22 protein-coding genes and 2 pseudogenes are annotated in these 24,203 nt (G+C 32.0%); 11 read left to right on the forward strand and 13 right to left on the reverse strand.

The features are described from left to right. Window positions 1-206: 206 nt before the first annotated feature. The gene (locus tag P2W65_RS13205) at window positions 207-506 is read left to right on the forward strand and encodes a hypothetical protein (RefSeq protein WP_167365388.1); all 300 of its coding nucleotides are present in this window, start codon (window positions 207-209) and stop codon (window positions 504-506) included. An 84-nt stretch (window positions 507-590) separates the two neighbouring features. Here the strand turns inward: P2W65_RS13205 and uvrA are convergent, their stop codons facing one another. Then, window positions 591-3,386 carry an excinuclease ABC subunit UvrA gene (gene uvrA / locus P2W65_RS13210; RefSeq protein WP_289666139.1) on the reverse strand — a complete coding sequence of 932 codons (2,796 nt, stop codon included), beginning with the start codon at window positions 3,384-3,386 and terminating at the stop codon, window positions 591-593. Window positions 3,387-3,927: 541 nt separating this feature from the next. Here uvrA and P2W65_RS13215 point away from each other — a divergent pair. The 3 genes from P2W65_RS13215 (at window position 3,928) to P2W65_RS13225 (ending at window position 6,369) form a co-directional block, all read left to right on the forward strand. Continuing rightward, a complete protein-coding gene (locus P2W65_RS13215) occupies window positions 3,928-4,512 on the forward strand; it encodes an RNA polymerase sigma factor (protein WP_179007575.1) in 585 nt (194 codons plus the stop codon). A 49-nt stretch (window positions 4,513-4,561) separates the two neighbouring features. Then, window positions 4,562-4,705: a hypothetical protein gene (locus P2W65_RS13220; RefSeq protein WP_179007577.1), complete on the forward strand. Its 144-nt coding sequence runs from the start codon at window positions 4,562-4,564 to the stop codon at window positions 4,703-4,705. A 599-nt stretch (window positions 4,706-5,304) separates the two neighbouring features. After that, the gene (locus P2W65_RS13225; RefSeq protein WP_289666140.1) at window positions 5,305-6,369 is read left to right on the forward strand and encodes a tetratricopeptide repeat protein; all 1,065 of its coding nucleotides are present in this window, start codon (window positions 5,305-5,307) and stop codon (window positions 6,367-6,369) included. Between the two features lie 58 nt (window positions 6,370-6,427). On the opposite strand, the gene P2W65_RS13230 is transcribed toward P2W65_RS13225, so the two are convergent. Further along, window positions 6,428-7,090: an endonuclease III domain-containing protein gene (locus P2W65_RS13230; protein ID WP_198857072.1), complete on the reverse strand. Its 663-nt coding sequence runs from the start codon at window positions 7,088-7,090 to the stop codon at window positions 6,428-6,430. A 309-nt stretch (window positions 7,091-7,399) separates the two neighbouring features. On the opposite strand from P2W65_RS13230, the gene bcp reads away from it, so the two are divergent. After that, window positions 7,400-7,852, forward strand: coding sequence for a thioredoxin-dependent thiol peroxidase (bcp, locus tag P2W65_RS13235; RefSeq protein ID WP_289666141.1), 453 nt, complete (start codon window positions 7,400-7,402; stop codon window positions 7,850-7,852). Between the two features lie 271 nt (window positions 7,853-8,123). Here the strand turns inward: bcp and P2W65_RS13240 are convergent, their stop codons facing one another. Then, window positions 8,124-9,584: a TonB-dependent receptor gene (locus P2W65_RS13240; RefSeq protein WP_179007585.1), complete on the reverse strand. Its 1,461-nt coding sequence runs from the start codon at window positions 9,582-9,584 to the stop codon at window positions 8,124-8,126. A gap of 89 nt (window positions 9,585-9,673) precedes the next feature. On the opposite strand from P2W65_RS13240, the gene P2W65_RS13245 reads away from it, so the two are divergent. From P2W65_RS13245 to P2W65_RS13255, 3 genes are read left to right on the forward strand one after another with little or no spacing between them, the layout of a single operon-like run. Beyond that, on the forward strand, window positions 9,674-10,438 hold the full coding sequence (locus P2W65_RS13245; RefSeq protein ID WP_289657893.1) for an MBL fold metallo-hydrolase: 765 nt from the start codon (window positions 9,674-9,676) through the stop codon (window positions 10,436-10,438). Between the two features lie 12 nt (window positions 10,439-10,450). Then, window positions 10,451-10,954, forward strand: a complete 504-nt coding sequence (locus P2W65_RS13250) for a hypothetical protein (RefSeq protein WP_091491319.1) — start codon at window positions 10,451-10,453, stop codon at window positions 10,952-10,954. Window positions 10,955-11,001: 47 nt separating this feature from the next. Beyond that, window positions 11,002-11,436, forward strand: a complete 435-nt coding sequence (locus P2W65_RS13255) for a hypothetical protein (protein WP_289657898.1) — start codon at window positions 11,002-11,004, stop codon at window positions 11,434-11,436. Between the two features lie 44 nt (window positions 11,437-11,480). Here the strand turns inward: P2W65_RS13255 and P2W65_RS13260 are convergent, their stop codons facing one another. From P2W65_RS13260 to P2W65_RS13280, 5 genes are all read right to left on the reverse strand, one after another. Beyond that, on the reverse strand, window positions 11,481-12,116 hold the full coding sequence (locus tag P2W65_RS13260) for a tetratricopeptide repeat protein (RefSeq protein WP_289657900.1): 636 nt from the start codon (window positions 12,114-12,116) through the stop codon (window positions 11,481-11,483). Between the two features lie 36 nt (window positions 12,117-12,152). Further along, window positions 12,153-12,797, reverse strand: a complete 645-nt coding sequence (locus tag P2W65_RS13265; protein WP_289657902.1) for an alpha/beta hydrolase — start codon at window positions 12,795-12,797, stop codon at window positions 12,153-12,155. A 110-nt stretch (window positions 12,798-12,907) separates the two neighbouring features. Further along, complete coding sequence (locus P2W65_RS13270; protein WP_179007593.1) at window positions 12,908-13,234, reverse strand: hypothetical protein; 327 nt, start codon at window positions 13,232-13,234, stop codon at window positions 12,908-12,910. Window positions 13,235-13,238: 4 nt separating this feature from the next. After that, window positions 13,239-14,489 carry a dihydroorotase gene (locus P2W65_RS13275; RefSeq protein ID WP_289657906.1) on the reverse strand — a complete coding sequence of 417 codons (1,251 nt, stop codon included), beginning with the start codon at window positions 14,487-14,489 and terminating at the stop codon, window positions 13,239-13,241. Window positions 14,490-14,635: 146 nt separating this feature from the next. Continuing rightward, the gene (locus P2W65_RS13280) at window positions 14,636-16,564 is read right to left on the reverse strand and encodes a BatA domain-containing protein (protein ID WP_289657908.1); all 1,929 of its coding nucleotides are present in this window, start codon (window positions 16,562-16,564) and stop codon (window positions 14,636-14,638) included. Between the two features lie 314 nt (window positions 16,565-16,878). Between P2W65_RS13280 and P2W65_RS13285 the strand changes: the two genes are divergently transcribed. Then, window positions 16,879-17,991 carry a lactonase family protein gene (locus tag P2W65_RS13285; RefSeq protein ID WP_289657910.1) on the forward strand — a complete coding sequence of 371 codons (1,113 nt, stop codon included), beginning with the start codon at window positions 16,879-16,881 and terminating at the stop codon, window positions 17,989-17,991. A gap of 140 nt (window positions 17,992-18,131) precedes the next feature. On the opposite strand, the gene P2W65_RS13290 is transcribed toward P2W65_RS13285, so the two are convergent. The 5 genes and pseudogenes from P2W65_RS13290 to P2W65_RS13310 all read right to left on the reverse strand — a co-directional run. Continuing rightward, entirely contained in the window at window positions 18,132-19,481 is a 1,350-nt protein-coding gene (locus P2W65_RS13290) for a DEAD/DEAH box helicase (protein WP_289657911.1), read from the reverse strand. 167 nt (window positions 19,482-19,648) lie between these two features. Further along, window positions 19,649-20,413, reverse strand: a complete 765-nt coding sequence (locus tag P2W65_RS13295) for a TIGR02757 family protein (protein ID WP_289657913.1) — start codon at window positions 20,411-20,413, stop codon at window positions 19,649-19,651. After that, on the reverse strand, window positions 20,406-22,106 hold the full coding sequence (locus P2W65_RS13300) for an LIC_10190 family membrane protein (RefSeq protein ID WP_289657915.1): 1,701 nt from the start codon (window positions 22,104-22,106) through the stop codon (window positions 20,406-20,408). The genes P2W65_RS13295 and P2W65_RS13300 overlap by 8 nt, the downstream gene beginning before the upstream one ends. A 2-nt stretch (window positions 22,107-22,108) precedes the next feature. Continuing rightward, window positions 22,109-22,555 (reverse strand): annotated as a pseudogene (locus P2W65_RS13305) (ABC transporter ATP-binding protein); the annotation flags it as partial. Window positions 22,556-22,762: 207 nt separating this feature from the next. Then, a pseudogene (locus P2W65_RS13310) lies at window positions 22,763-22,987 on the reverse strand (ATP-binding cassette domain-containing protein); the annotation flags it as partial. 114 nt (window positions 22,988-23,101) lie between these two features. Here P2W65_RS13310 and P2W65_RS13315 point away from each other — a divergent pair. Together P2W65_RS13315 and P2W65_RS13320 are read left to right on the forward strand one after the other, a co-directional pair. Beyond that, on the forward strand, window positions 23,102-23,821 hold the full coding sequence (locus P2W65_RS13315; RefSeq protein WP_289657917.1) for a phosphodiester glycosidase family protein: 720 nt from the start codon (window positions 23,102-23,104) through the stop codon (window positions 23,819-23,821). 92 nt (window positions 23,822-23,913) lie between these two features. Further along, window positions 23,914-24,198, forward strand: coding sequence for a hypothetical protein (locus tag P2W65_RS13320; RefSeq protein WP_289657919.1), 285 nt, complete (start codon window positions 23,914-23,916; stop codon window positions 24,196-24,198). Window positions 24,199-24,203 lie beyond the last annotated feature (5 nt).

Here is a 24,203-nt window from a genome sequence, read left to right on the forward strand (position 1 = left end):
TAATAAATTTTAACATGTATTTATTTTGTAATTAATTAGATAAAAATTAACTTTAGACTGAAAATTTAATACTACTTACAAGAATTTGCAGAATTATTTCTAACAAAATCATTAAATGTAGGTATTTTTTTATTTTTTTAGTTTGAGTACTTTTGCAATAAAATGTGCAAGAAAAAGTTTATGGATTAATGTAGTATAGAATAATTATGAAAGACAATCATCTCAGCCAGGAACAAAGCATGCAAGTATTTTCAAATATGATATCAAACAAAGTTCATAATGGATTTACGTTAGAAGAAAGAAACGATGAATTCCTTTTCGCGGTTTTATCTAAAGGGGGAAAAGTAGTGAATCACAGTTTAAATTTCATGATTTTTTGTTTAACTCTAGGTTTATGGTCATTTGCTTGGCTGTATTTAACCTTTGAGGCATCAAAACAAAAAAAGATTTTAGTAGCTATTGACGAAGATGGTCTTCCTTTTGAGGAAAGATGCTTGGTAGCGTAAAGATTAAAAAGAGAAATAAAATAAGAAAAGCCATAAATACAAACTAATCAATTGTATTTATGGCTTTAAAATTTTTAGATCATTTTATAATTTATCTTTTAAATAAATTCCCGTTACCGATTCTTTTACTTTTACAATCTCTTCTGGAGTTCCAGATGCTAGTAAATGTCCTCCATTTTCTCCTCCTTCAGGGCCAAGATCCAAAATCCAGTCGGCACATTTGATTAAATCCAGATTATGTTCAATCACAATAATAGAATGTCCTTTTTCTATCAAAGCATCAAAAGAAGCCAATAATTTTTTAATGTCATGAAAATGAAGTCCAGTTGTTGGTTCATCAAATACAAATAATGCTTTGTCTTTTGTTGCCCCTTTCACTAGAAAAGAAGCTAGTTTAATACGCTGTGCTTCACCGCCTGAAAGAGTAGAAGAGGACTGTCCCAACTGTACGTATCCTAGACCAACATCTTGAAGAGGCTGTAATTTCTGAGTGATTTTAGATTGTTTATTTTTTTCAAAAAAAGTAATCGCATCATCAATCGTCATAGTTAGAACGTCGTTGATATTTTGATTATCAAAAGCCACTTCCAAAATCTCTTTTTTGAAACGTTTTCCTCCGCAAGTTTCGCATGGAAGCGAAACATCGGCCATAAAGACCATTTCGACGTTTATAGAGCCTTCTCCTTTACAGGTTTCGCATCGTCCGCCATCAACATTAAAAGAGAAATGTTTGGCCTGATATCCTCTTATTTTGGATAATTTTTCTTTTGCATATAAATCTCTAATATCATCATAAGCTTTGATGTAAGTTACAGGATTAGATCGCGAACTTCTACCAATTGGATTTTGGTCGACGTACTCGATATGTTTGATTTGAGAAAAAGAACCTTTCAGTTCACTGAACTGTCCTGCTTTTTCGGCAGCACTTTCCAGTTTTTTCTGCATTGCAGGAAATAATATTTTTTTAATTAAAGTACTTTTTCCACTTCCAGATACACCAGTTACAACGGTCAAAACATCTAATGGAAAAGTAATATCAATATTTTTTAAGTTGTTCTCGCGTGCGCCAACAATATCAATATGATTTTTAAATTTTCTTCGTTTTTTAGGAACAGAAATTTCTAAATTTCCATTAAGATATTGAGAAGTCAAGGAATCTGATTTTAAAATTTCATCATAAGTTCCTTGAGCTACTAGTTTTCCTCCAAAAGTTCCAGCTTCAGGGCCAATATCAATAATCATATCGGCTGCTTTCATGATATCTTCATCGTGCTCCACCACAATTACGGTATTTCCTAAATCGCGAAGGGAAAGTAATACTTTAATTAATCTTTCAGAATCTTTTGGGTGTAGACCAATACTTGGCTCATCCAAAATATACATCGATCCAACTAAACTACTGCCAAGAGAAGTAGCGAGGTTAATACGCTGCGATTCTCCTCCAGAAAGTGTTGCTGAATTTCTATTTAATGTAAGATAATCTAATCCAACTTCACTTAAAAAAGATAGACGATTATTAATTTCGATCATTAATCGTTTGGCAATCTGCTGTTCATAAACATTTAATTCGATGTTTTTAAAGAAATTAACTAAATGTTTTATTGGTAAATCAACCAGATCAGAAACTGTTTTACCGTTGATTTTTACGTATGAAGCCTCTTCACGTAAACGCTTGCCTTTACAGACATGACATTTGGTTTTACCGCGATAGCGTGATAACATGACGCGGTTTTGAATTTTGTAATTTTTCTCTTCTAATTCTCTAAAGAAATCATTTAATCCCTGAAAATATTGATTTCCTGTCCAGATTAAATCTTTTTGTTCTTCGGTTAACTGAAAATAAGGTTTGTGAATAGGGAAATCGAATTTATAAGCATGTTTTACAAATTCATCTTTGTACCAGCTCATGCTCTCACCTCGCCAAGGATAAATAGCACTTTCAAAAACCGATAAAGAAGTATTTGGAACAACCAGATCAGCATCAATTCCAATGATATTTCCATACCCTTCACAAGCTGGACAAGCTCCGTAAGGATTGTTGAAACTGAATAAATGAACGTTTGGTTCTAAAAAAGTGATTCCATCTAATTCAAAATTATTCGAATAAGAAAATCTTTTATTTCCATTTAATTCTTGTAAATAACAAATGCCTTTTCCTTCAAAAAATGCAGTCTGTACAGCATCTGCAAGACGATTATAAAATTCCTCTTCTTCTTTAACAACAATACGATCAATAATTAATAAGATATCTTTATTGTCAAACTGATGTAGGTCTGAAGCCGAAAATTCGTCCAAACGAATCATTTCATTATCAACTAAGATACGGGCAAAACCTTGTTGTAAAAGTATTTTTAGTTTATCTTCTAATTGTCTTCCTTCTTCGAGATGAATTGGAGCAAGCAAAAGCCATCTACTGTCAATCGGGAGGGTTTTGACATCTGCAATAACATCGGTTACCGTATTTTTTTTGACCTCTTGTCCAGAAATTGGAGAATAAGTACGACCGATTCGGGCAAACAAAAGTTTGATGTAATCGTATATTTCTGTAGATGTACCGACAGTAGAACGCGCATTGGTAGTGTTTACCTTTTGTTCAATTGCAATTGCAGGGGCAATTCCTTTAATATATTCTACTTTTGGTTTATCTAAACGGCCTAAAAACTGACGTGCATAGGATGATAAACTTTCTACATAACGTCTTTGTCCTTCGGCATATAAAGTATCAAATGCCAAACTTGATTTTCCAGATCCTGAAAGTCCTGTAATAACGACTAGTTTGTTTCTCGGAATGACCACATCTACATTTTTTAAATTATGTACTTGTGCTCCTTTTATTATAATATTTGATTTTGGGTCTATTTTCGAAAGATCAATTTGCATAAAAAAGTCAATTTTTACAAAAGTAATCAATTTTGAATTGGGTTTTGTTAAGGATATAGTTCCAAATTTTAACTATTTTATCATAAAAAGGAACATCCTTAGGAAGAATTTTTGATTAGAAATTTTGAAAAAACAACAGTATTTAAGGAAGTAACAGATCAAAATAAAACAATTAGGAAAAATAACAGCAGTCTTAAAATAAATTATTGAATAAAAAATTGTAATTTAAATCTAGATTTTAAAAGGTTTAATTAATAATTTACTGATTAATTTTTAGCGTTTAAAGCCTTATTTTTAAAGGGATTCTGCTCATTCTTTTTTTGTGGTTTTTTAGCCTTTTCAATGTAAAATTTAAGTTTAATTTACTTTAATAAATGTTTTACTTATAATTATTAGCAATTTTATTTGCTTTTTAGAACATTTATTTGTTAAATTTGGACACAATATTAACACAACTCAAAAAAAAGATTCGCCTATATAAAAAAACTACTTTTTAGAAAATTACTCCAAATTTTAAAATTAAAACTAAAAAGGTAGAATTATGGCTGATCTGCATACTCCAGACGCTCTATTAGTGAAAAATTATGTTGAAGGCAGTGAAGCTGCTCTTGCAACATTAATTAAAAGGCATGAATCTAAGATATATGGTTTCATATATTCTAAGATTGCTGATAGAGATATTTCAAATGATATTTTTCAAGATACATTTATTAAAGTAATCAAAACTTTAAAAAGCAATTCTTATAACGAAGAAGGTAAATTTCTGCCTTGGGTAATGCGTATTTCTCATAACCTGATCGTGGATCACTTCCGTAAGACTAAGAAAATGCCAATGTATAGAGAAACAGAAGAGTTTTCTATTTTCTCTATCATGTCAGACGATGCTTTGACTATAGAAGGCAAAATGATAGTGGATCAAGTTGAACTTGATTTAAAAAAGCTAATTGAAGAACTTCCAGAGGATCAAAAAGAAGTTTTGGTAATGCGTATGTATCAAGATATGAGTTTTAAAGAAATCTCAGAAATTACTGGTGTCAGCATCAATACAGCATTAGGAAGAATGCGTTATGCATTAATGAATTTGAGAAAAATAATTGAAAAACATCAAATTATTTTAACCAACTAATAATATTTTGGTAATAAGCTCGTTATACTACTATAAAACATTTTACAGTATGGCGAAAATTTACTCAAAAAAAGCATTAGCTTCTAAAAATCTTAAACCTAATAAAGAAGTAGTTTCTTTTATTTTAAACTATTCACAAGCTTTGACTGTAGTCAAAATTGAGGATAAAAGTTTCGAGATTATAGCTAATTAAACAGCCCACTGCTCCTGTCGGATGTTTAGTAAAATAAAACCAAATGGTCGTTTTGGTTGATAAGCTCACTATTTGTATCACACATACAAATAGTGAGCTTTTTTATGTAAAAAAAATCTTTAATTTATTTCTTCATACTCAAAATTTTTAAATTTCCCCTCGGTATAATTTTTTATAAGGTTTTTATATTAGTTTTTATAAGTTTTGTTAAAATTTAATATTTTGACTTGATTTTATATGTTTATTTAGTTTTTAATTCTATTTTAGTTAAAAACTAGTTTTTTATTCAGTAAAAATGCTATTACAGAGGTTTTTTCGTATTGTAATATAAGTCAGAGTTTTTTACTGAGAAGAGTAATGAATTAAAAATTAAATACTTAACCCAAAACCAAATTGTTTATGAAGAAAAATTACCCTACTTTATTTAGTTAAGTTTTTGCTCATTTGATTTTAAGCAGAGAATATTTGTGCCAGAAAATATTTTTTGCTGCTAGTATAGCCGTTGAAAATAATTTTTAAGCCAGTTTTAATTATTTCTCACTGCTACTACTTTAGAAATAAAAAGAAAATCATTTAACCAATCAAAACTTAACCGCAAAATGAAAAAGAACATTAGAATGCTATCCTGCTTATTACTAATAAGTGTAGGTATGTTTGCACAAAAAGACCGAATTAAAGAAGCGCAATCTTTGTATGATAAAGGAAAAAGCGAAGAATCTTTAGCTATTTTAAACAAAACAGAATATCTCATCTTAAATGCCTCAAACGAAGATAAATCGGATTACTATTTTTTAAAAGGAAATGTTTTAAAGGATTTAGCTTTAAAAAATGTCGATGCGGCCAATAATTTTACTTTAGCCTCTCAGGCTTATCAAGATGTGTTCCTATATGAGAATGAATCTGGTAAATTTAAATCGACTGTTAAGGCTAGTATGGCTTTAAAAGATATGAAAGCCGGCTTGGTCAATGGCGCAATGGCAGATTTTAAGGCTGGTAAATTCAAAGAAAGTGCCGATAAAAGTTATAAAGTGTATTTGTTTGATAAAAAAGACACACTAAACTTATGGAATGCTGCCTCTTCATCCATGAATGGAAAAGAGTATAGTGCGGCAATTACGTACTATGAATTATTAAAAAAGATCAATTTTACTGGAAAAGGAGTTCTGTATTTGGCTACTAACAAGAAAACAAAAGAAGAAGATGCTTTTATTTCTCCGAAAGCCAGAGAATATGCTATTCAACAGGGACTTTACGAAAAACCAAGAACAGAATCGGTTCCATCTAAAAAAGTGGAGGTTAATAATAATTTAGCTTATTCTTATCTAGAAAGAAAAGAGTATCAGAAAGCTGAGGCAGCCTATAATTACGTATTAGAATTAAATCCTAATTTTATAGATGCCTATATTAATCTAGCTTACTTGAAATTGCAGATTAAAAAAGATTTAACAGATGAAATTGCGGCTTTAGGAACTTCTAAGGCAGAAATGCAGAAATATGATAAGTTAAGCTCTGTAAAAGATGATGTAACAAGAAGTGCAATCCCATACTTGAAAAAGGTGTTGGCCATAGAACCTAAAAATCAAGATGCAACCAAAGTGTTATTAGGAGTTTATAGAGCTCTGGATATGACTGCCGAATACAATGCTTTGAAAGCAGGAATGTAGTTTTTTTAAGTTACAAAGATGCAGAGATACAAAGGCACAAAGTTTTTTTCTTTGTGCCTTATTTTTTTGAAACCGTTTTTTCCAGCTCTTCAATCAGAGATTTTTTTCCAACCGTTTTAGTAATAATATCTTTTTCTAAGCTCCAACCGCGTGCCGGCGAATATTCACGTCCGTACCAAATAATCTGAAGGTGTAAATCGTTCCACAAGTCTCTTGGAAACAGTCTTTTGGCATCTTTTTCTGTTTGTGCTACGTTTTTTCCATTCGATAAATTCCATCGGTACATTAATCTGTGAATGTGTGTGTCAACTGGAAATGCTGGAACTCCAAAAGCCTGAGACATTACTACGCTTGCCGTTTTATGACCAACAGCAGGCAAAGCTTCAAGAGCTTCAAAACTCTGCGGAACTTCTCCGTTATGTTTTTCAATCAAAATCTCAGATAAGCCGTGAATTCCCTTCGATTTCATTGGTGACAAGCCACATGGACGAATAATTTCTTTAATTTCCTCTATCGACATTTTAACCATATCATAAGGATTGTCGGCTTTTGCAAATAACAATGGCGTAATTTGATTGACACGTACATCAGTACATTGTGCAGACAGCAAAACTGCAATTAGAAGTGTATAAGGATCTTTGTGATCAAGAGGGACAGGTATAGTAGGATAGAGTTCTTTTAATTTGTCAATAACAAATTGCACACGAGCTTCTTTATTCATTTTAGTCTTTTTAATCCCGTAAAAATAGTATAATTTTGATGATGTGCCTAATCCGGCTTTTCGTTTCAACTCCTCATTGTGTTAGTAACATTTTTAAGTATTTAAAAGAGCTTCCGTTGGTCGCTTTTTAAATACAAAAAATGTAAACTACCACAATTCCGGGGTTTTCACTGCAATCCGGGGCATGAAAAAGTTATAAGTTAATAAATTATGGGTTAAGAGTAAAAAAAGCCTAAAATCTATACTCTTTATTCTATATTCTTTAAAAAAAATCTAAAATCAACAATCTAAAATCTAAAATAACAAGATATGACAACATTAAAAGCAGGAGATAAAGCACCCAATTTTTCAGGAACAGATCAGGATGGAAAAGCACATAAACTAGCAGATTACGCTGGGAAAAAGCTAGTAGTTTTCTTTTATCCAAAAGCAAGTACGCCGGGCTGTACCGCCGAAGCTTGTGATTTAAGAGATAATTTTGAGCGTTTTAAAGCCAATAACTACGAACTTTTAGGCGTAAGTGCTGATAGCCAGAAAGCACAATTAAAATTTAAAGATAAATACGAGTTTCCTTTCCCGTTAATTGCAGATGAAGATAAATCAGTGATAAATGATTTTGGAGTTTGGGGGCCAAAGAAATTTATGGGAAAAGAATACGACGGAATTCACAGAACTACTTTTGTAATCGACGAAAAAGGAATTATCGAGGAAGTAATCGAAAAAGTAAAAACAAAAGAACACACTTCGCAGATTTTGAAATAGAAGCTTTTTTGTTTCAGGTTTCAAGTTGAAAGACTTTGTCTATAGTTTTACCGCAAAGCACGCAAAGTTTTTTATTCAAGTTTGTGCGTAAACGCAAAGTCCGCAAAGCTTTATCAACACAAAGCTTTGCGGACTTTGCTTTTTATAAATCTTTCTTATCAAAAAAAAACTTAGCGTACTTTGCGTTAAAAATTCGTTCAGTTTAGAACCTGAAACTTGAAACAAAGAAAACTTGAAACAAAAAAAAGCCTCCATAAAGAGGCTTTTTGTATTATATATTTTGTTCTAATTCTTTCTGCGGATGATATCCAAAAAGATGATGTTCTTTGATGATTTCTGGAATTCCAGGAGGAAGCATTGGTTCCCAGCCCGTTTTTCCCTGATTAATCATTTTAAGAACTTCTCTAGAGAAAACATCAAGAATAGTCGGATCGTAATCTTCAATATCAACTACTTTTCCGTTGAATTTAAAGAACTTGTACAATTCTTTCATTCGCGGATGAACTTTTAAGTTGTTTGAATTCATTAATTCACCATTTTCATCTAGCATCGGATACAAGAAAACTTTCATATCACGATAGAATAATTTTCCGAAAGCTTCTAAGATTCCACCACTTAAATGACGATAATATTTCTCGTCAAAAATATCAACAAGGTTATTTACACCCATTGCCAGTCCCATACGAGCTTTAGTATAATTAGCAAAGTATTCAACCACTTTGTAATATTCCTGGAAATTCGAAATCATTACGGTTTGTCCAAGCGAACAAAGTAATTCGGCTCTATCCATAAAGTCACGTTCGTCAATTTCACCATCCGAACGTAAGTTAGAAAGTGTAATTTCAAAAACAACTAGTGTATTGTTTTTCTCAACCTTATTTTCTTTAAGAAACATTTCTAATGACTTCTCATACATGTCCATGTTTACTTTTGTAACCGGACGAAAACTTCCTCTTAAAGCCAAAAGGTTCTTTTTGTATAAGATTGCTGCAGGTAAAATGTTTTTCCCTTCAGGATTAAACATTACGGCATCTGTCATTCCGTTTTTAACCAACTGCAAACTCATCAAACGGTTGTCAACGTCAGCAAAACGCGGACCGGAAAAGTTAATGGTATCGATCTCTAATTGATCTTTGTCTAAGTGATCGTATAAGTAACGAAGTAATCGTTTTGGATCGTTGTATTTGTAAAAAGCACCGTAAATTAAGTTTACACCTAAAATTCCAAGTGTTTCTTGTTGTAATCTTGCGTCGGTTTCTTTAAAACGAATGTGAAGAATAATTTCGTTGTAGGCTTCGTCTGGTTCAATTTGGTATCGAATTCCAACCCAGCCGTGACCTTTGAATTGTTTGGCAAAATCTATTGTAGCAACCGTGTTAGCGTAACTGAAGAAAAGTTTTGTTGGGTGTTTTTCTCTGCTCAAACGTTCTTCGATAATCTGACCTTCATGTGTCAGCATTTTTTTCAAACGTTCTTCGGTAACATATCTACCGTCGTTTTCAGCACCATAAACAGCGTCACTAAAATCTTTGTCATAGGCAGACATTGCTTTTGCTATCGTTCCTGATGAACCTCCGGATCTGAAAAAATGTCTAACTGTCTCTTGTCCAGCGCCAATTTCAGCAAATGTTCCGTAAATATTCTCGTTTAAATTAATGCGTAAAGCTTTGTCTTTTATAGAAGGAATCTGTTCGATGACCTTGTCACCTTTGAGTTTTATTTCTGTACCCATTTTGTTTTAAATAGATTTGTTACAAAGTTAGTAAATTAGGAGTCTAATGAAAGAGAAATAATCTATTTTTGTAAAAAAATTAAGTTCAATTGAAGGTTTATTTTTTAGGTACAGGTACTTCTCAGGGTATTCCGATTATCGGGATCGATCATCCAGTTTGTAAAAGCACTGATGCTAAGGATAAAAGGCTTCGTGTATCCATCTGGATTACATGGGACGAACATTCTTATGTAATAGATTGCGGTCCTGATTTCAGACAGCAGATGCTTTCCTGCGGGTGCAGAAAACTGGATGCAATTCTTTTTACGCACGAGCATGCAGATCATACTGCGGGCTTAGATGATATTCGTCCATTTAATTTCAGACAAGGCGAAATTCCGATTTACGGACACCAGCGTGTTTTGGATAATTTAAGACGTCGTTTCGATTATGTTTTTGAAACGGTAAATAAATATCCCGGAGCGCCAAGCGTAAAAACGATCGAGGTTGAAAACAATATTCCGTTTGCGATTGGAGATAAAACGGCTATTCCAATAAATGTAATGCATGGTGAATTGCAGGTCTTTGGTTACCGAATAGACGATTTTGCCTATTTGACAGATGTAAAAACAATCGATTCAACCGAAACAGAAAAGCTTAAAGGTTTAAAAGTTTTGGTTGTAAATGCTTTACGTGTTGAACCTCATGATACTCATTTTAATCTTCAGGAAGCGCTTGATTTTATAAATCTTGTAAAGCCTGAAAAAGCTTATTTAACGCATATCAGCCACGTTTTAGGTTTTCATGAAGAAGTACAGAAACAACTTCCGGAAAATGTTTTTCTGGCTTACGATAATTTAGAAATTACCATTTAATTATACCACACAATGAAAAAATCCTTAATGCTTTATCTTTTTATTTTAGCCATTTTAATGAATGTTTTTACTTATGCATTTTACAGTGGAGAGGTAAAATTTGCGCAAAATAGATATGATAAAACTACTAAGAAGCTCAGAGATAGTATTAATCTAGTGAAAACGCAATTAGCAGAAGCTGATTATTTTTCTTTGGAACATAACGAAAATGCTCAAAACTACTTTGATAACAGTGCCTCAGGTGGAAAAGTAATTCTATACGAAAAACTAATTCCGGTTGTAACTGAAAAACTATTAGACTTTAATTCAAATCCAAAAGGAAATCCGTACACGGGACAAGACCAGATTGGACCGACTAAATTTATCATCAATAAGGTAAAAATTTTAAACCACAGATGGATTATTGCAGACTACAGCAATGGGGAGTTGTGGGGAGAAGTCTTATTAAAATACTTTGTGGATAACGACGATAATATTACCTTTGAAGTAAATCAAACTTGGTTATATCAAAAATAGGATTTTATAATCCTATTTTTTTTGCTCAATTTAAAACTATTAGGATTATGAAAAAGATTTTTTTGTTTTTGATTATTGCGAGTGCGTTTTCTTGTGGAAAAAAAGTTTCTCAGGAAAATAAAGAAAATAATAGCGTTCCAAAAGAGCCTCAAAAAGAAACTGTCATAGGCGGAGATTCTGATTCTCACGGCTGTAAAGCTTCTGCAGGTTACACTTGGTCTGAGTTGAAAAAAGAATGTATCCGAGTTTTTGAAAATGGCACAAGATTGAATCATGCTGAAGATGGAAAAACATATTCTACGGTTTCGTATGTAATTTTTGACGGAAATAAAGCAGAACTTTTCTTAGATACTCAAAAAGAATCCATCATTTTAGAAAGAAAATCCGAAGGTGATTCTTGGAAAAAAGATGATCTAGAATTAATTCCGTGGAAAGGATATGTTTTGAAGAAAGATGGGAAGATAATTTATACTGGAGAATAAACTTTAGTTTTCAGTCGGAGTCTCAGTAGGTAACTTAGAACTTTTCAAAGTTTTTTGTTTAATATTTGTTCTAGAAAAACATCTCTTTCGGAAACAATACCTAAATGTTTGTGGTAACGCAATCCTGAAGTTTCTGTCTGAGCATTTTCATTCGCTAATTTGGCAAATTCTTTTGCAATTTCTTTTTTTGAATTATGATAATTTAGAATTGCTAGGATTGAGAACACTTTGTATTTTTCTATAGGAAACAATAAACCAGATATTTTATCTTCTAAAATTTTTTCTACGTTTAGATATTCGTGAGTTAATTGATTTTTTATTATCAATTCTGAGTAACCTAAATAAGACCCAGTTTGTACGTTAGGATAAACTTCTTCAAAATCAATAGATTTTTTATAATACTGTAATGACTTTTCAATATTTTTTTCTAGTGAAAAAATCTCTCCAAAAGTATTATAGACAGAACTTTTATTAAAGTTATCATTTGGGTATTCATCAAGAATTTTTTGAAGTAATTCTTTAGCAATATTTAATAGTTCAGGTTCTTTAGTTTCAACCAGTACAATTGCTTGAATTTTTAGATATTGTGCGCGTCCATCTTTTCTTGCACGCGCCAATTTGCTGAAGAAATGTTCTTCATCTTCTTTTGTCCAAGTTTTTTTTCGATACCAATCTGACATGCCTTTTTTACTTAAAATTGTTGCTAAGACTCAAAACTATAAAGCTAACCAATTCTTAAAATCAAAGAAATTCTGCGGAGCAACACCATGTCCAACTGGATATTCTTTATAAGTAACCGGAATGTTTAGTTTTTCTAAAATCGCAGGAGTTTTTCTAGCCCATTCAATCGGAATAACTTGATCTACAGTCCCGTGGGAAGCAAATATTTTTAAGTTTGTAAAGTCATTATTTTCAAAACCTTCTTTGATGATTTCTTCATTAAAATAACCACTCATTGCCACAACTCTCTGGATTTTTTCAGGATATGAAAGAGCTGTTGCATAACTTAAAATAGATCCTTGGCTGAATCCGATTAAAGTTACATTGTTGGCGTCAATTGGATAATGTACTACTAATTCGTCAATAAAATTAGCAATAATATCTCTTGAAGTTTTTGCTTGTTCATTGTCAGAGAATTTGTTTTGATCTGCATCAAAGTTAATGGCGTACCACGCGTAAGCTCCGTATTGCAAATCGTAAGGTGCTCTTGCTGAAATTACATAATAATTATCAGGAAGTTCGGAGGCAAAAGAAAATAAATCGGCTTCGTTGCTTCCGTATCCGTGTAATAACAATAAAAGCGGGTTTTTGTCTAAAATTACTTTTGGTTCTTGTATTTTATATTCTAAAGATAGATTCATTTTTTTAGTGTTCAGTGTTCAGATTTTTAGTGTTCAGTTTGGGCTTTGTCAAAGTTTGAAACTTTGACAAAGTTTTGGAATTTGGATTTTTTTAATTGGAATCTAAAAATCTATCCAATTTTTTTAAACCATTTTTGAAATAATTCTCCCACTAAAGGAATCGGTTTCATTTGTCCTTGAATAGCATTAAAAATACCAAAAGTCCACAGAATAGAAATGCAGATCCACATGGGGAAAGTGATGTAAAAGCTATCGAAATTGCTAACGATTGCTCCAAAAGAAATAAAGGTTAAAGACAATCCTAAAGCCTGGCGGATATGAAAAGAAGCAAAACTGTTTTTGTTTTCAGAATTCATGCTCATGGCAATCAAAACACCAACAATCAGAATATAACTGGTAATGGCGATTGGTTTTCCTTCTTCGACTGAATTATTCATTGTATTATTTTGTAACAAGTTGATTTTGATTTAAAATCCCATAAACAGAACCTTTTATTTCTGTTCCTAAAAAGGCAGAATTTTTAGATTTTGAAAGAATGTTTTCTTTTGTAAAAGTTGATTTGTGTTCAGGCGTAAAAAGTGTCAGATTGGCTTTTGCACCTTCTTCGATTGTATTGTTTTCAAGACCGAAAATAGCTCTTGCTGAAGTTAGTTTTGCAATTACAGTTTCTAATGGTAAAACGGTTAATAATGCTCCAAAAGCACTTTCTAATCCAATCGTTCCGTTTTTAGCTGTATCAAACTCCATTTTCTTGAATTCAATATCAATCGGATTATGATCTGAAGTAATGGTGTCAATCGTTCCGTCAGCAACTCCGTTTAAAAGAGCTTGTCTATCCACTTCAGTGCGTAATGGCGGCGTTACTTTAAAACGCGTATCAAATCCGTCCAGTTTTTCATCTGTTAAAACTAAGTGATGAACAGAGGCACTACAAGTTACATTCAAACCTTTTGTTTTCGCTTCTCTAATCAATTCAACCGATTTTGCTGTAGAAATCGTTGGAATATGGAGTTTACCGCCTGTGTATTCTAATAAAAATAAGTTTCTTGAGATTTGCAGTTCTTCCGCAAGATTCGGAATTCCTTTTAGACCTAATCTGGTAGAAACAATTCCTTCGTTTGCCACACCGTTTCCTTTGATGTTTGGATCCTGTGAATAAGCAATAACCAAACCATCAAAATCCTGTACATATTGTAAAGCGATTTTCAGAATATTGGCGTTATCAATACTTTTGTTGTAATCTCCAAAAGCGATTGCACCGGCATTTTTCATATCAAAAAGTTCAGCCATATCTTTTCCTTCACTTACTTTTGTTAAAGCGCCGATTGGAAAAATTTCTGTTGCAAAACCATTTGCTTTATTTTTCACAAAACTTACCTGAGATTGATTGTCAATAATTGGTAAAGAGTTAGGCTGTAAACCAATTGCTGTAAATCCGCTTTTTGCCGCAACATTTAATCCGTTTGCAATGGTTTCTCTGTCTTCGTAACCTGGTTCTCCAAGAGAAACACTACTGTCAAACCAGCCTTGAGAAACGTGAAGATCTTCGAAACGTACAACTTCAGCATCGTCGTTTGGAAGCGAAACGCCTATTTTTTCTATTAAACCATCTGCAATTAAAAGATCAACGGTCTGATTGTGAAACGGACTTTTAGAGTCGATAATTTTGGCGCTTTTGATGATTATTTTCATATGTAGAGAAATTTATTTTTTATTAAAAGATTCCGCTTTGTCATTTCGACGAAGGAGAAATCTCACTAGATATTCCGTTCCAAATGTTCTCAGCATGTGTGATTTCTCCTTCGTCGAAATGACATACTAAACGAATAATTTGAAAATTATTTCACAAATTTTATAATTGCCATTTCTAATGCTAAAAATAACAGTGCAAAGATAACAAACCATTTCCAAATTTGGCTGTCAGTTCGCTCAGTTTGTAGGGTGTTAAAAATAGTTGATAGGGTATCGGCAGTTTTGAAATCTGAAACCACATTGGTGTTTACCTGACTCAGATCGCTTTCAGTTCTGTTGTAATTAAAACTAATGTTTTCGACCCATTCTTTTTTATCGAAAATTCCATAATTGCCAGCCGTTTCAGGGAAATCATTAAAAGTTAATTTAACTTTATTGTTTAAAATCTGCTGAACCGGAATAAAAGAATCTTCATTTCCTTTAACTTCCAGAATAGCATCTTTAGTCAAAAGAACATCCACAAAATAAGGCTGATTATTTCCAATGGTTAAAGCATTTACACCTGTTTTCTGATTGTTCTGTGCTATTTTATAAAACAATGGAACAATCAATGGCGATTGCTGAAAATTAGAATTAGTGCTATTTATAGGAGCTGTAAAAACTGTTATTCCTGCAACCTGATTCTGAACAGCAGTGACAAATGGAGTCTGATCTTCAAATGAAAGAACAGCAGGATAAGAACTTGAAACCGCAAATGAACTGTTCACTTTCGGATATTGAAAATTCGAGATTTTATTTTCAAAAACACCTGAAAACAAAGGATGATCGAAGTTGATTTTAGTGATTAATTTGCTGTTGGTTTCTAAATTCCCAAATTGAACTTTTCCAAAATTACTCAGTAAATTATTCAAATTAGAAAGGGAACTTTTCTCAGAAGGAATCACAACCAGATTGCCGCCTTTAGAAACAAACGCTTTTAAAGTGGTCTGTAAGGCTTGCGGAATATCAATTAATTCATTTAAGATAATTGTATTCTGCTTTTCTAAACTGTTGTAATCTAAAGTGCTAATGGAATAATTGTGATAATTGAATTCATCAGGAGTGTAGATTCTCGATAAGAAATTGCTTTTTTCAGGTTCTCCAATGCTGATAACATTTGTTTTTTTGTTTTTAGAAATACTGAAAAACAATTTATTATCATAAGTCAAACCATTATCTTCAATTGCTACATAGCCGTGAAAAGCTTCTTTTGGAATCGTGAAATTGATTTTCTTTTTCTTTGTGTCAAAATTGACAATCGTTTTGGCAATCAGTTTGTTTTGATTGTATAAAGCAGTTGAAACAGGTTTGAAATCTTCACCATAAGCGGATAAGTTTATACCAATTTCATAGAAGTTTTCCAAAGTCTGATTGATGTAAACACTGTCAATTGAAACGTTATTTTTTTGCTCCGCTTTAGGAACTATAAAGTATGGTTTTTCTTCAAAATCTATATTATGAATGTCTTTTTCTTTCAAACCAACTGCATCGGTGATAATAACAATATCTTTTTTATGCGCTGATTTATGTGCTTTGATTTTAGCTGTTATAGCTGAAAGATCAAATGGAGAAGCGCTGTATTTTAAGTTTTGTAAAGCACTTTTTGAAGATTTAATATCGGTATTCCAAAAATTTTCAGTGTTGGTTAAAAGTGAAAACTGCGTATTTTCGGGAGTATTTTCAAGCAATTCTTGAACCGCTCTTTTCAATAATTCGCCTTTTTTTCCTTTTGCCTGCATACTGAAGGAATTGTCCAGAACAATATACATTTCGTTTGAAGCATTTTTACTGTCAATAGCTTCAAAAAACGGTTGTGCAAAAGCTAAGATGATGCAGGTTAATAATAATAAACGAGTGGCTAATAAAAGCCTTTTCTTTATTTTAGAACTTTTACGAGTCTGAATGGCAAGTTCTTTTAAGAATCGAACATTGGTAAAATAGGAAGTTTTAAAACGTCTTAATTGAAATAAGTGAACCAAAATTGGAACGATCAATAAAAACAGAAAGTATAGAATTTCGGGATGTTTAAAATGCATTCTGGCTTCGATTTACTTCACTACGTTTTGTTTTTCGCGAAGATGCTCGTCAAAAATACGAATTAAAAATTATTTTAAACCATATAAGTTCATGTAAGAAATTATAAGCACTGTAGATGAATCGGAAAAAAAATACAGTTGAAACCATATAAGTTCATGTAAGAGATTATAAGTTGGGTTCTAAAAGCTAAGATGAACTTATATAACTTATATGGTTAATAATAAAAATGTAACTTTTGTAATTTCTTTTGTAACAATCAAGCGGTTTCAGAACAATATTATTCCTTATTTTAGCTGATTAAAAAAAACAAACTATGAAAAAAATATATTTAATCTTATTTTCAGCTTTATCCTTGACCACGGTAAAAGCTCAAAGTAAGTTCAACTTATTAGTGGGAACTTATACAAATACCTGTCAAAGCAACGGAATTTATGTTTATGAATTCGATAGTGCAACAGGTGCTTTTAAAGTAAAAAATTCCTCTGAAAATGTAATTAGTCCGAGTTATTTATCGGTTTCTGCAGACAATAAATTTATATATGCCGTAAACGAAAATGGAACTCAAAGTGCGGTTAGCGCATTTGGATATGATGCAGCTTCTGGTAAATTGAAATTTTTAAACTCAAATGCTTCTTTGGGAGCAGATCCTTGTCATTTAATTAATGATGATAAAAATGTAATTGTTGCCAATTATTCTGGTGGAAACATCGTTGTTTTTAAGAAAAATCCAGATGGAAGCATTACGGAAGTGCAGCAGTTAATCCAGCACGAAGGAAAAGGGCCAAACGCAGCGCGTCAGGAAAAAGCACATGTTCACATGGTAATGTTTTCTCCAGACAAAAAGTTCGTTTTGTCAAATGATTTAGGTTTAGATAAAATATTCATTTATAAATACAATCCAACTTCTAAAAACGAAATGCTGACATTAAAAGGAAGTGTTGACGTAAAACCAGGAAGTGGTCCAAGACATTTGACTTTTAGTAAAGACGGTAAATTTGTTTATTTGGTTCAAGAATTAGACGGAACATTAACAACATTAAGCTACGACAAAACAGGAAATTTAAAAGTAGTTGCTGAAACGAGTATTCTTCCAAAAGGATTTAAAGGCGGAACAGGAGCAGCAGCAATTAAAATTTCGCCGGATGGAAAGTTTTTATACGTTTCTGATCGTGTAGATGCAAACTCTATTTCAGTTTACAAAATCCAAAAAGATGGTTCTTTAGAGTTGGTAGAACAGCAAAGCACTTTAGGAAAAGGTCCAAGAGACTTCGCGATTGATCCAACAGGAAATTACCTTTTAGTTGGTCATCAATACACAAACGATATTGTAATTTTTAAAAGAGATAAAACCACAGGGAAAATTACTGATACTGGAAAAAGAATTGAATTGTGTTCGCCGGTAGGTTTGGTTTTTACGAAGATTTAAAAAGAAGTCGCTAAGTTACTAAGAGAAAAGACTCAAAGATTAGAAGTGAATAACACTTATCTTTGAGTCTTTTATTATTTAAAAACTAAGAAAAAAATCTTAGAACCTCAGTACCTTAGAATCTTAGCATCTAAAAAAGATTATTTTCCGTCTTTTTTCTTCTTAGCTCTTGTTTTCAACATATTTCTGTTAACAGAACCATGAGTTTTCTTTTTGGTTTTGGATGGACCTCCAAGATTAATTTTTTGGTTCTTTTTAGATTTTTCATGAAAAGCACCATCTCCTTCTAATTTCGGTTTCTTCATTAAAAACTTAATAGGCTGTCTGTCTTTTTCAGGGCCAATTAATTTATCTGAAATTTCCACTTCCTCTGGAAGAGCAGCGATTTTAAGTTCTTGATTCATTAAAACTTCTGCTTCAATTTTGTATTCTTCTTCACGAGGTGTTACAAAACTTATTGCAGTTCCTGTTGAGTCTGCACGGCCTGTACGACCAATTCTGTGCATGTATTGTTCTGGTAGTTCAGGAAGTTCGAAATTGATAACGTGCGAGATATTAGAAATATCCAAACCTCTTGCCATAATATCGGTAGTAATAAGTCCGCGAAGATTTCCTTCCTGAAATTCAGCCATTGCGCTCAAACGATAATTTTGAGATTTATTAGAGTGAATTACTCCAAACTGACCTTCAAATAGTTCTTCAATGCGCGTGTGAAGCATATCCGAAATCTTTTTATTGTTTACGAAAATCAGGATGCGTTCCATGCTTTCGTCTGTTTCCAATAAATGTTGAAGTAAATTTACTTTTGTATTAAAGTTTGGAACGTTGTATGTAATTTGTGTAATTTTTTCAAGTGGAGTTCCTGAAGTTGCCAAAGTAACTTCTTCAGGAAAATCAAAATAATCATTTAAAATTGCATCAACTTCATCCGTCATTGTTGCTGAGAAAAGAATATTTTGACGTTTGGTTTTCATCATTGCCAAAAGTGCCGTCAATTGCGTACGGAAACCCAAATTCAGCATTTCGTCAAATTCGTCGATAACTAGTTTTTGAGTTTCATCAAAACGAACAACAGCGTCTAAAGCTAAATCCATTGTTCTTCCAGGCGTTCCAACTAAAATATCAACTCCTTCGTAAACGGCTTTTTTCTGCGTATTGATGTTTACACCACCATAAATTCCTAAAGTTTTAACCGACATGTATTTTGTTAGTTTTTCTACTTCATCTACAACCTGAACAACTAATTCGCGGGTTGGAACCAGAATTACAATTTTAGGAGTATTAGTATGGGTAAACTTATATAATTTTAAAAGCGGTAGTAAATAAGCAAATGTTTTACCAGTTCCGGTTTGCGCAATTCCCATCATATCTCGTCCGGAAGTAATCACTGAAAAAGATTTTTCCTGAATAGGAGTTGGCGTAACAAACCCTAAATCGTCTATTGCTTTTTGTACTGATTTTGGAAGATTAAATTTTTCGAAAGTGCTCATTTGCTTTAAATTTTGTGCAAATGTACGTTAAATTCATGGTTTTTTGTTGAATTTATAATTTTAGATGTCGTATTGTCGCCTTTAGCGAAGTCCAAGAGTTCTTCCATTAGAGAGTAGCTTCGACTTCGCTCACCCTGACAAATTGCTATTTTTGCATTTTTTGTAGTTTAAAACCCTTCAAAAACGCCTAATCCAAATAGGGCAAAATCATATTTTACAGGATCATTGGCGTCCATTTCTCTTAATTTAGTGTCTAATTCCAATAAAGCTTTGGCATCATTTTGCTTTCGCGAAAGAATTCCAAGTTTGCGGGCAACATTTCCAGAATGAACATCCAACGGACAAGATAAAACAGCAGGCGAAATAGTCTTCCAAATTCCTAAATCGACTCCTTTCGCATCTTGACGAACCATCCATCGTAAATACATATTAATTCTTTTCGCTGCGGAATTATTTAAAGGATCCGAAATGTGTTTTTGAGTTCGGGCCAAATGATCTGTTTCGAAGAATATCTTTTTGAATTCGCTGATGCTCTTTTGTAAACTCTCTTTTTCCTGATTTTTAGCAAATACATTTTCCAATCCATTGTGGTTTTCATAGATGCTTTTTAAACCTTTTATAAAACCAGCAAAATCATTTCCGTTGAAAGTTCTGTGCACAAAAGTTTCTAGTTTTGCTAAATCTTCCTCACTATGAGACATCACGAAATCGTAAGGCGTGTTACCCATTAATTCCATCATTTTATGCGAATTTTTGATAATCATTTTGCGGTTTCCCCAAGCAATGGAAGCGCTTAAAAACCCTGCAATTTCGATATCTTCTTTTTGAGTAAAAAGATGCGGAATCTGAACAGGATCACTTTCAATAAAATCCTGATTATTATATTGAATGACTTTTTCGTCTAAGAATTCTTTTAGTTCTGTACTATTCATTTTTAGTAACTTCTTTGGAATAAAATCCGTCTTTTAAATTATTGGTGCGCATTTGCGGTCTATAATGAAAATATTTTTCAAAATATTCTATCTGCACTTTATTAATGCAAGGTAAATCGCCATTCCCATTTCCCCAGAAAAAATTATTATTTTGAGGAGAATTGTATTTTAAATTTCCTACTTGAATAGTTTCAAACGTGGTGCTGTTTTTTGAATTGGAATAAGGAAAGATAATATTTTGGCTGGAAAAATTACTGATTTCCATCAATGATTTGTTATTGGCAAATTTACTCAGATTTATGGAGAAAAATAGAACAATAACAACAGGAATTAAGGAAAACATTATTAGGATATTAATCACTCTGTTGTTTTTTATCATGCATATCAAACAGAAAAGAGAGAAAAATAAAATGTAATTAAGGAAAAATCGGTATTGCGGAGAGGTTATCAAAAGCAGAATCAATTGTATTACCATGACAAAATGAATACTCCAAAGGGCCTTTTCATTTTTAAATTTCAAAATAAAAAAAGGCACAATAAGAATCAGAAGAATACTGATTTTATTAAATACACCATTAAGTTTTGGCATTGTGATCCATCTAATGAATAAATCCCAAGAAGACATCAAATTATATTTTTCAGGAGTTATGAAATAGCCATAACATTTAAGTTGTTCATAGTAAAAGCTCTGAATGGAATTTGGTATAGCATAATCCATTGAAAGAGAAGTAAAAAGATTTGACGGAAAAGCTACTGTACCAGATATAGTCAAATTTTTTACAATAAATAAAGAGATTATAATGATTGAAAGTAAAGCAGGTTTTAATAATTCTTTGAATATCGATTTGAAATGAAATAGTAATAAGATAATAGGGAAAACAAAAAATGTTACAGTGGTGTTTTTTATGTAGAACAAAAAAAGTGCTAAAATAACCAACAGATTGAAAGTTTCACAAGTTAATTTTTTTAAGTTTTCTAAGAAGTAAAAAAAGAAAATAAACGAAAAAACATAAACTGGAATATCGGGAGAAGGTGCACTGATAAATTGAAAGAACAAAATATTAAATAGAGGAAACAATCCAATAATTAAATAATTTGAGTTGTTGTTTTTGAAATAGTCATTCAGTTTTTGAATAGCAAAAAGGTTTCCTAAAAGCAGACAAAAACCGCTTAAATCATTAAAATTTTTATATAAAAAAGAGAAATTAAAAGCACTTTGGGTAACGTGCCATCCGCTGGTTTGTCCTAGAAAAAGATGAAGGTTTGCGAGTCCTTTTACAAAACCATATTCATTAAGCCATTTTATGGTTTGAATGTAGTAAGATTCATTGTCAATGACAAAAGGAATAGAAGCGCATTGAGCTAAAATCAAAAATGTTATGATGATTAAAAAAGCTTTTAGAGCTTTATTTAATTGTGTCAATTCAATCCAAAACACCTTATAATGTTCGGTGATTGATTTTTGAAATCCAATGTATAATAAAATGTTAGTTAGCAGTAAGAAAACATGAAATTCAATGTTTATTCTCCCAAAAATAGCCCAAATACTCGCTAAAACCGTAACTAAGAATAGTCCGAAAATAGAAGTGATGACAAAGTTTTTGTTTTTTAACTGAAAAAATTTTTCTGTTAGAAAGCCTAAGTTTATTGTTGTAAAAAGAATATAGATCCAGCTGATTACAATTAAAACCATATTTAGGAGATAATTTGCCCATCTGACATTACTAATTTTCTGTCGGCCATATTAGCTAATTCTTCGTTGTGAGTCACAATAACAAAAGTCTGTCCGAATTCGTCTCTTAGCTGAAAGAATAACTGATGCAGGTTTTCGGCAGAATGAGTGTCCAGATTTCCTGAAGGTTCATCTGCAAAAATAACATCAGGTTTATTGATTAAAGCTCTAGCTACTGCAACGCGCTGTTGTTCTCCGCCCGAAAGTTCGCTTGGTTTATGATTGATACGATGGGAGAGTCCTAAAAAAGTAAGCAACTTTTTTGCTTCAGCTTCGGTTTCTGAAGTTTTTTTACCAGCAATATAAGCCGGAATACAAACGTTTTCTAAAGCTGTAAATTCAGGTAAAAGCTGATGAAACTGAAAAATAAAGCCTAGGTTTAAATTTCTGAAATCAGATAATATCCTGTCTTGTTTGCTTTTCTTTTTGAAATAACGGTTGTAGTAAAAAAGCATTGAAAATATAGGCAGAAATAAAACCACGCTTAACACTATTCTCAATGTGTCGTCAAAAATTTTAGTTCTAAAAAATAATAAATATACAGCCAGAAGTACAATATAAATAGATCCAGTCCAAGTAATTATTTGGAATGTTTTTTCTTCTTTCGAATTGCTTTTTTTGATGTCTTGCAATTCAAGAACATTTTTACCATTTATAGTTAAAGAAGAACCTGGAGTATAATCTGGTTTGTCTAGAGTACCTAAAATCTGGAGTAACGTAGTTTTTCCAGCGCCTGATGCACCAACAATAGAAACAATTTCGCCTTTCTTAATATGTAAATCAACTCCTTTTAAAACTTCAAGTTTATCGTAGAATTTATGTATGTTTTGTGCCTGTATCATTTAGTGAAACTGTTTTTACAAAGAAACGAAGAATCTAGCGATATAAAAATGAGTTCTAAAAGAATTTTATGAAGTAATAAATTTTTATATTTAGCTGAAAATAATAGTATAAAAATGAAATTCAGAATTGGTTTATTTGTGTTTGCAATGGCATTTAGTATTGTTTTTGTTTTTGCAAAACAAAGTAACAATGATTCTTTTTTAACTTATCAAGTAGATGTTAAAAAACAAAATTTGAAACTGTTTTGGAAAGATGAAAATAGTAAGCGCTTTGGAAGCATTGAAAATCTTAAACTTTGGACTGAAAAAAAGAGCTTAAAATTGGATTTTGCTATGAATGCTGGAATGTATGATGCCAATCATTCTCCGCAGGGACTTTATATTGAAAAGCAAAAAGTACTATCTCCTTTAGATACCAAAAATGCAGACGGAAATTTTTATTTAAAACCCAATGGCGTATTTTTTATCACAACTAAAAAAAACGCGGTAATTTGTACTACAGAGAATTTTAGGAATAATAAAGAAATAGAGTTTGCCACACAATCTGGTCCAATGTTGGTTATTGATGGTCAAATTCATGCTGCTTTTAAAGAAGGATCTAAAAATCTAAATATTAGGAACGGAGTAGGTATTTTGCCAAACGGAAATATAGTTTTTGTGTTATCTAAGAAAGAAGTTAATTTCTATGATTTTGCTAATTATTTTAAAAGTTTGGGGTGTAAAAATGCACTTTATCTTGACGGATTTGTATCACGTGCTTATCTTCCGTCACAAAACTGGATTCAAACCGATGGAGATTTTGGTGCATTATTGGCCGTCACAAAAAATGGATAGGAAAGTGGGAATTTAGAAATTAAATTTAATAAAGAGATAAATATCTTTTCTGAATTATTTCTAATTTCGATTAAACTCAAATAAGACTTAAAATGCAGGACTTAGAGGCTATAGAAGATAACAGAATGTCCAAATTGATTATAGGTTTAATTTTGGATGGAATTGGTATGCTGACTTATTCTGTTTTTGGATTGGGAGAATTTGGAGATATAATTTGGGCACCAATTGCAGGTGTTATTATGACTAGAATGTACAAAGGAAGAGTAGGGAAGGTCGCTGGATTTTTGACTTTCTTGGAAGAAATACTGCCCTTTACGGATATTATTCCTTCATTTACATTGACTTGGATTTATACCTATTTTTTTCAAAAGAAATAAAAAAA

Source organism: Flavobacterium panacagri (assembly GCF_030378165.1).
GTDB classification, from domain to species: domain Bacteria; phylum Bacteroidota; class Bacteroidia; order Flavobacteriales; family Flavobacteriaceae; genus Flavobacterium; species Flavobacterium panacagri.

Bases quoted from the DNA above. Each gene is read 5' to 3' on its own strand.
- P2W65_RS13290 (WP_289657911.1), bottom strand. From the start codon at position 19,481: ATGAGCACTTTCGAAAAATTTAATCTTCCAAAATCAGTACAAAAAGCA.
- P2W65_RS13285 (WP_289657910.1), top strand. From the start codon at position 16,879: ATGAAAAAAATATATTTAATCTTATTTTCAGCTTTATCCTTGACCACG.
- P2W65_RS13205 (WP_167365388.1), top strand. From the start codon at position 207: ATGAAAGACAATCATCTCAGCCAGGAACAAAGCATGCAAGTATTTTCA.
- P2W65_RS13215 (WP_179007575.1), top strand. From the start codon at position 3,928: ATGGCTGATCTGCATACTCCAGACGCTCTATTAGTGAAAAATTATGTT.
- P2W65_RS13220 (WP_179007577.1), top strand. From the start codon at position 4,562: ATGGCGAAAATTTACTCAAAAAAAGCATTAGCTTCTAAAAATCTTAAA.
- P2W65_RS13260 (WP_289657900.1), bottom strand. From the start codon at position 12,116: ATGTCAGATTGGTATCGAAAAAAAACTTGGACAAAAGAAGATGAAGAA.
- P2W65_RS13270 (WP_179007593.1), bottom strand. From the start codon at position 13,234: ATGAATAATTCAGTCGAAGAAGGAAAACCAATCGCCATTACCAGTTAT.
- P2W65_RS13300 (WP_289657915.1), bottom strand. From the start codon at position 22,106: ATGGTTTTAATTGTAATCAGCTGGATCTATATTCTTTTTACAACAATA.
- P2W65_RS13240 (WP_179007585.1), bottom strand. From the start codon at position 9,584: ATGGGTACAGAAATAAAACTCAAAGGTGACAAGGTCATCGAACAGATT.
- P2W65_RS13230 (WP_198857072.1), bottom strand. From the start codon at position 7,090: ATGAATAAAGAAGCTCGTGTGCAATTTGTTATTGACAAATTAAAAGAA.
- bcp (WP_289666141.1), top strand. From the start codon at position 7,400: ATGACAACATTAAAAGCAGGAGATAAAGCACCCAATTTTTCAGGAACA.
- P2W65_RS13275 (WP_289657906.1), bottom strand. From the start codon at position 14,489: ATGAAAATAATCATCAAAAGCGCCAAAATTATCGACTCTAAAAGTCCG.
- P2W65_RS13255 (WP_289657898.1), top strand. From the start codon at position 11,002: ATGAAAAAGATTTTTTTGTTTTTGATTATTGCGAGTGCGTTTTCTTGT.
- P2W65_RS13320 (WP_289657919.1), top strand. From the start codon at position 23,914: ATGCAGGACTTAGAGGCTATAGAAGATAACAGAATGTCCAAATTGATT.
- P2W65_RS13280 (WP_289657908.1), bottom strand. From the start codon at position 16,564: ATGCATTTTAAACATCCCGAAATTCTATACTTTCTGTTTTTATTGATC.
- P2W65_RS13265 (WP_289657902.1), bottom strand. From the start codon at position 12,797: ATGAATCTATCTTTAGAATATAAAATACAAGAACCAAAAGTAATTTTA.
- P2W65_RS13315 (WP_289657917.1), top strand. From the start codon at position 23,102: ATGAAATTCAGAATTGGTTTATTTGTGTTTGCAATGGCATTTAGTATT.
- P2W65_RS13250 (WP_091491319.1), top strand. From the start codon at position 10,451: ATGAAAAAATCCTTAATGCTTTATCTTTTTATTTTAGCCATTTTAATG.
- uvrA (WP_289666139.1), bottom strand. From the start codon at position 3,386: ATGCAAATTGATCTTTCGAAAATAGACCCAAAATCAAATATTATAATA.
- P2W65_RS13225 (WP_289666140.1), top strand. From the start codon at position 5,305: ATGAAAAAGAACATTAGAATGCTATCCTGCTTATTACTAATAAGTGTA.
- P2W65_RS13295 (WP_289657913.1), bottom strand. From the start codon at position 20,413: ATGAATAGTACAGAACTAAAAGAATTCTTAGACGAAAAAGTCATTCAA.